Origin of the sequence: Burkholderia sp. Se-20373 (assembly GCF_017104705.1) — a bacterium.
In the GTDB taxonomy this organism is placed as follows: domain Bacteria; phylum Pseudomonadota; class Gammaproteobacteria; order Burkholderiales; family Burkholderiaceae; genus Burkholderia.
This window is the reverse complement of the sequence record NZ_JAAGPH010000317.1, coordinates 1-2,298: the sequence shown is the minus strand read 5'-3', so window position 1 is coordinate 2,298 and position 2,298 is coordinate 1. Positions and strand designations below refer to the sequence as shown.

At 71.2% G+C, this 2,298-nt stretch carries 2 protein-coding genes; both read left to right on the top strand.

All coding sequences use genetic code 11. The features are described 5' to 3' along the window. On the top strand, window positions 1-2,040 hold a 2,040-nt coding region (locus G3N96_RS38410), incomplete at its 5' end, for a cellulose synthase subunit BcsC-related outer membrane protein (RefSeq protein WP_206140464.1). Between the two features lie 11 nt (window positions 2,041-2,051). After that, window positions 2,052-2,298: BcsE family c-di-GMP-binding protein (locus G3N96_RS38405; protein WP_346778940.1), on the top strand; the 247-nt coding region annotated here is incomplete at its 3' end.

Sequence of the window (2,298 nt, the reverse complement as noted above, 5' to 3'; positions counted from 1 at the left end):
ACGGAGTTTGCCGCGTCGCTCGCGCAGGCGCAGGCGAGTGCGCCGGACGAGCCCGACATGCTCGCCGCGATCGGCGCGCAATGGATCGACGCGGGCGAACCCGACCGCGGGCTCGCCCCATTGCACGACTGGATCGTCGCGCACCCGCGCGAAGCCGACGCGGACGTGCGGCTGCGCTACGGCGACCTGCTCGGCAGCGCGGGGCGCGACGACGCGCTCGCCGCATGGCTCGACACGCTGCGCCGCGAACCGTCGCTGACGCCCGCACAGACGGCGCGGATCGAAGACCAGTCGCTGCGGCTCGTGCTGCGGCAGACGGACGACGCGATCGCGCAGCAGGATTACGCGCAGGCGCGCACGCTGCTCGATCGTGCGAGCCCGGCCGGCCGCGCGGACAAGCGTTATGCGCTCGAACGGGCCGATCTCGAACGTGCGCAAGGCCATTACGATGCGGCGCGCGCCGCGCTTGCACCGGTCGTCGCGCGCACGCCGGACGATGCGGATACGCAGCTCGCGCTGGCCCGCATCGACGAGGACAGCGGCAATCGGGCCGCGGCGCTTGCACGCGTGCAGGCGGTGCTGGCCCGCACGCCGGACGACGACGTCGACACGCAACTGTCGGCCGTGCGTCGCCTGAATGCGCTGCGCCGTCCGGACGAAGCCGGGCAGGTGACCGACCGGCTGCATGCCGCATATCCGTCGCGCCCGGACGTGACGGTCGCGGCCGGCCGCGTGGCCGAGGCGCAGGGGCGCTATGACGATGCGGCGTCGCTGTACCGGATGTCGCAGTCGCAGGAGCGCACGACGGGCGTGAGCCCGGGCCGTGACGGACTGACGCCCGCGCAGGCTGCGTTCGCGGATCTCCAGCAGCGGCGCAATCCCGAGATCGAAACCGGCTGGACGCCGGCCTACAAGTCGGGCGACGAAGGCATCTCGTCGTATCGCGCGCAGCAGGTGCCGATCTACATGCAGATGCCGATCCGCTACGACGGGCACGTGTTCGCGCAGATCGACACCGTGCATCTCGACCCGGGCACGCTCGACACGAGCAACCCGAACGCGTATTCGCTCAGCACGTTCGGCAGCTACGCGGCGCTCAAGGCGCAGAACGCGCTGACGCCCGCATCGATTGCGAATCCGCCGGGCTCGCTGCACCAGACGGCCACGGGCGTCGCGCTCGGCGCCGGCTACCTGACGGACGCATGGCGCTTCGATCTCGGCACGTCGCCGCTCGGTTTCCCCGTGCATTACCTGGTCGGCGGCGTGCGCTATCGCTTCGACGCCGGCCCGGCCAGTTTCTCGGTGAACGCGTCGCGGCGGCCGGAAACGAGCAGCGTGCTGTCGTACTCGGGGATGCGCGACCCGTGGACGGGCGCGGTCTGGGGCGGCGTGCGCCGCGACGGCGTGACCGTGCGCGCGTCGGTCGACGTCGGCCGCACGAACCTGTTCGCGGAACTCGGCGCGGGCGTGCTGTCCGGCCGCAACGTCGAACGCAACGCGGAAGTCACGCTGCGCACCGGCTTCACGGTGCCCGTGTACGAGCGCGCGACGATGAAGGTCAGCACGGGGCTCGTCGGCAATGCCTGGCACTACGCGGAGAACCTGCGCTACTACACGTACGGGCAGGGCGGGTACTACAGCCCGCAACGCTACCTGTCGCTCGGCGTGCCGATCGAATGGGCGGGGCGGCACGATGCGCTGTCGTGGGACCTGACCGTCACGGGCGGGATCTCGAACAGCTACGAGAAGGATTCGCTGTATTACCCGATGTCGTCGGACCAGCGGGCCGCGCAGGTGGCGGCCGGGTTCGTGTACACGGGCAGCTCGACACGCGGCGTGTCGTTCTCGTACGGGATCAACGGGATCGTCGAGTACCGCGTGAACCCGCACCTGAGCGTCGGCGCGCAGTTGAAGGTCGACCGGTCGCACGACTACGCGCCGAGTTCGGCGCTCGTGTACCTGCGCTATGCGTTCGACGCGCGGGCGCAACGCAGCTGGCTCGTCACGCCGACGCCGGTGCGGCTTTATTCGGATTACTAGGGGAACGCGCCGTGAATACGGAACTCGATGCCACCCGCTCCGCGCTCGGCGCCGCCGGCCTGGTCGATCGCCTGCGCGCGCTGCTGCACGTGGGGCCGGCCGGCGGCCGCGCCGGCGCATTGAGCCGGCTCGCGATCGACGGCTTGCCCGATACGTGGACGCAGCTGGAAGCCGGCGGCCTGTACGCGATCTACGCGGCCGGCGGCACGCCGGCCTGCGACGCGCTCGTGTGGGAGAGCGCGCGACAGGCGCGCACGA